Genomic DNA, 4,270 nt, shown 5'->3' on the forward strand with positions numbered 1-4,270 from the left:
CCACCACAGCGTGATCGGCTCGATGAACGATCTCAACGCCCACCACAGCGTGATCGGCTCGATGAACGATCTCAACGCCGCCTCGCTGGACGACGTCAAGACCTGGTTCCGCACCTGGTACGGCCCGAACAACGCGGTACTGGTGCTGGCCGGTGACATCGACCTGGCCACCGCCAAGGAAAAGGCCGCCAAGTACTTCGGCAGCATCCCGGCCGGCCCGACCATGGCGCAGCCGAAGGTGGACGTGGCCAAGCGGCTGGCCGACACCCGCGAGGTGATGACCGACAAGGTGCCGCAGGCACGCATCTACCGCGCCTGGAACGTGGCGCAGGTCGGCACCACCGACGTCGACCAGCTGCAGCTGCTGGCCTATGTGCTCGGCGGCGCCAAGTCCTCGCGCCTGAGCCAGCGCCTGCAGCACCAGGACAAACTGGTGGACAACATCAGCGCCGGCGCTTACGCCTCGCAGCTGGGTTCCAACTTCATGGTGATGGCCACGGTGAAGCAGGGCCAGGATCCGGCCAAGGTCGAAAAGATCATCGATGAGGAAATCGAGCGCCTGCTCAAGGAGGGCCCGACCGCCGAAGAACTGGCACGCGCCAAGACCGGCTCGCGCGCGGCGTTCATCCGYGGCATCGAGCGCATCGGCGGCTTCGGYGGCAAGGCCGAYGCGCTGGCCGAGTGCACGGTCTACACCGGCGACCCGGGCTGCTTCCGCACCTCGCTGGCCAACATCGACAAGGCCACCGCTGCCGACCTCAAGCGCCTGGGCGCGCAGTGGCTGGACAAGGGCAGCCACACCCTGGTGGTCGAGCCGGGTGAACGCGTGGCGCTGAAGGAAGACCCCTCGCAGGCGCCGAAGCCGTTCAACGTGCCGGCGGTCGACAGCAGGTACAGCACCCTGCCCGAGCAGGTGGACCGCAAGGCCGGCGTGCCGCAGACCCGCGAGTTCCCGCAGCTGAAGTTCCCGGCCCTGCAGCGCGCCACGCTGAAGAACGGCACCCAGGTGGTGCTGGCCGAGCGCCACGAGATTCCGGTGGTGCAGTTCAGCTACCAGTTCCCGGGTGGCTTCACCGCCGACCAGGGCCGCAAGCCGGGCACCGCCAACTTCACCATGAGCCTGATGACCGAAGGCGCCGGCAAGCTCGGCTCGCTGGCCTTCGCCGATGCAGCCGATGCGCTGGGTGCGGATCTCGATGCGTCCGCAGGCCTGGATTCGGTGGATGTGGAACTGTCCGCGCTGAAGGAGAACCTGGTGCCGTCGCTGGCGCTGTATGCCAGCCTGCTGCGCGAGCCGCGCTTCGAGCAGAGCGAGATCGACCGGGTCAAGGCGACCTGGATCGCCGGCATCCAGCAGGAGAAGGTCAACCCGGGTGCGGTAGCGATGCGCGTGCTGCCGCCGCTGCTGTACGGCAAGGGCCACCCGTACGCGATCCCGTTCACCGGCAGCGGTGACGAAGCGGCGATCAGCAGCCTGGGCCGCGAGGACCTGGTTGACTTCCACCGCGACTGGCTGCGCCCGCAGGACGGCACCCTGATCGTGGTGGGYGATACCACCCTGGCCGAGATCGTGCCGCTGCTGGACAAGCAGCTGGGCGACTGGAAGGCCACCGGTGATGCGCCGACGATCAAGGCCACCACCGCCGTGGCGCTTCCGAAGAGCCCGCGCGTGTTCCTGATCGACCAGCCGGGCGCGGTGCAGGCCAACCTGTTCGCCGGCCAGGTCGTGCCGCCGTCCAGCGACGCCAGCTCGACCCGCTTCGACATCGCCAACGGCGTGATCGGTGGTGACTTCACTTCGCGCCTGAACATGAACCTGCGCGAGGACAAGCACTGGTCCTACGGTGCCCGCACCAGCGCCAGCAACACCGTGGGCCAGCGCCCGTGGATGGCGATGGCACCGGTGCAGATCGACAAGACCGGCCCGGCCATGGCGGAAATGCGCAAGGAGATCGCCGAGTTCGCCAACGGCAGCAAGCCGGCGACCGACGCGGAAGTGGCGCGCATCCGCAACATCCAGACGCTGAGCCTGCCCGGCGCCTACGAGACCGCCAGCGCGGTGGCCTCGACCATCGGCACGATCGTGCAGTTCAAGCGTCCGGACGACTACGTGCTGCGCCGCAAGGCCGAGATCGAAGCGATGACCCCGGCACAGGTGCAGCAGGCGGCAGCGGAGATCAAGCCGCAGGCGCTGACCTGGGTGGTGGTGGGTGACCTCAAGCAGACCGAAGCGGCCGTGCGCGCCTTGAACCTGGGCGAAGTGACCGTGATCGATGCCGAAGGCAACCCGGTCAAGAAGTAAGTGATGTGCCTGCCCGCTCCGGCGGGCAGGCCTCTGGTGGTAGCGCCGGGCCGTGCCCGGCGAGCGCGCAGCGCGGCATCTGGACGCCTTCGAAGAACCGCCGGGCATGGCCCGGCGCTACCGCAGCCCTCTCCGGCTATCCCTGATTCAGACGGTTCAGGCACACTCCTGACATTCCCTTCCAGGATCCTGCCCATGCGCGTTCTGCTGCTGTCGTCCCTGTTGCTCACCGTCACCGCCTGCACCTGGGTGCCGATCGAACCGGCCGGCAAGGCGACCCGCGTGCTGCCGGCAGGCCCGGTACCGGCCGGCTGCATCTCCAAGGGCGAAGTGGTGGTGACCGTGAAGAGCAAGGTCGGCTTCTACAACCGCAACCCGCTGCGCGTGCAGGAAGAGCTGGAAACCCTGGCCCGCAACGAGGCCCCGACCACCGGCGCCAACGCCGTGCAGGCCGCTGCGGCCCCTGCCGATGGCAGCCAGCGCTTCGCCGCCTTCCAGTGCCCGCCGCGCTGAATCCTTCACCATACGGCCAAGGCTGAATTCGTAAAGATGCGGTGAAGGCCCGGGGGGTTATAGAATAGCGCCCCCTTTGCCTGAGCCTTGGCGCTAACCTCGATGCTCTTCAAGAATGTCTCGATTGCYGGCCTGGCTCACGTTGATGCGCCGCACACGCTGACGACCAAGGAAATCAACGAACGCCTGCAGCCGACGCTGGATCGCCTTGGTATCCGTACCGACGTCCTCGGCGACATCGCCGGCATCCACGCGCGCCGCCTGTGGGACAACGGCGTCCTGGCGTCCGATGCGGCCACCATGGCTGGCCGCAAGGCGCTGGAAGACGCAGGCATCGATGCGACGCAGGTGGGCCTGTTGATCAACACCTCGGTCAGCCGTGACTACCTGGAGCCGTCCACGGCTTCCATCGTGTCCGGCAACCTCGGTGTCAGCGACGAGTGCATGACCTTCGACGTCGCCAATGCCTGCCTGGCCTTCATCAACGGCATGGACATCGCTGCGCGCATGCTTGAGCGCGGTGAGATCGACTATGCGCTGGTGGTGGATGGCGAGACCGCCAACCTGGTGTACGAAAAGACCCTGGAGCGGATGACCGCGCCGGACGTCACCGCTGACGACTTCCGCAACGAGCTGGCGGCGCTGACCACCGGGTCCGGTGCAGCCGCGATGGTGATGGCCCGTTCGGAGCTGGTGCCCGACGCGCCGCGCTACAAGGGTGGCGTGACCCGCTCGGCCACCGAGTGGAACCAGCTGTGCCTGGGCAACCTGGACCGCATGGTCACCGACACCCGCATGCTGCTGATCGAGGGCATCAAGCTGGCCCAGAAGACCTTCACCGCCGCCAAGATCGCACTGGGCTGGGCCGTGGAAGAGCTGGACCAGTTCGTCATCCACCAGGTCAGCCAGCCGCACACTGCGGCGTTCATCAAGAATTTCGGCATCGACCCGAAGAAGGTCATGACCATCTTCGGCGAGCACGGCAACATCGGTCCGGCCTCGGTGCCGATCGTGCTGAGCAAGCTCAAGCAGCTGGGCAAGCTGAAGAAGGGCGACCGCATCGCGCTTCTGGGCATCGGCTCGGGCCTGAACTGCTCGATGGCCGAAGTGGTCTGGTAAAAAAGTCACCGCTGACCTGCTGCGCGCCGTCCGCACCTGCCAGCCAATCGCTCGCGACGGACAGCGATGATGTTTCCAAGTGTCCAAGGGCCGGTTCTACCGGCCCTTTCTACAGGTGCGATCCGATGTCCCAGCTTCCCGGTTACCCCGCCCACCCGCAGCGTTTCGAGGTCCGCCCCGGCCTGTCGATGAACTATCTCGACGAAGGCCCGCGCGATGGCGAAGTGGTGGTGATGGTGCACGGCAACCCGTCGTGGAGCTATTACTGGCGCACGCTGGTGGCCGGCCTGTCGGACAGGTACCGCTGCATCGTGCCGGACCATATCGGCATGGGCC

General features: G+C 66.9%; 4 protein-coding genes. All 4 read left to right on the forward strand.

Translation table 11 applies throughout. The annotated features are described in order from the left end of the window. Positions 1 to 2,302: M16 family metallopeptidase (locus AC1VAN_RS13395; protein WP_480985973.1), on the forward strand; the 2,302-nt coding region annotated here is incomplete at its 5' end. Between the two features lie 195 nt (positions 2,303 to 2,497). Then, complete coding sequence (locus AC1VAN_RS13400; protein ID WP_025875855.1) at positions 2,498 to 2,815, forward strand: DUF4156 domain-containing protein; 318 nt, start codon at positions 2,498 to 2,500, stop codon at positions 2,813 to 2,815. A gap of 102 nt (positions 2,816 to 2,917) precedes the next feature. Beyond that, the gene (locus AC1VAN_RS13405) at positions 2,918 to 3,934 is read left to right on the forward strand and encodes a 3-oxoacyl-ACP synthase III (protein ID WP_025875853.1); all 1,017 of its coding nucleotides are present in this window, start codon (positions 2,918 to 2,920) and stop codon (positions 3,932 to 3,934) included. Between the two features lie 125 nt (positions 3,935 to 4,059). After that, a partial coding sequence (locus AC1VAN_RS13410) for an alpha/beta fold hydrolase (protein ID WP_480985974.1) occupies positions 4,060 to 4,270 on the forward strand: 211 nt, incomplete at its 3' end.

Source organism: Stenotrophomonas sp. 05L44_2 (assembly GCF_056665995.1).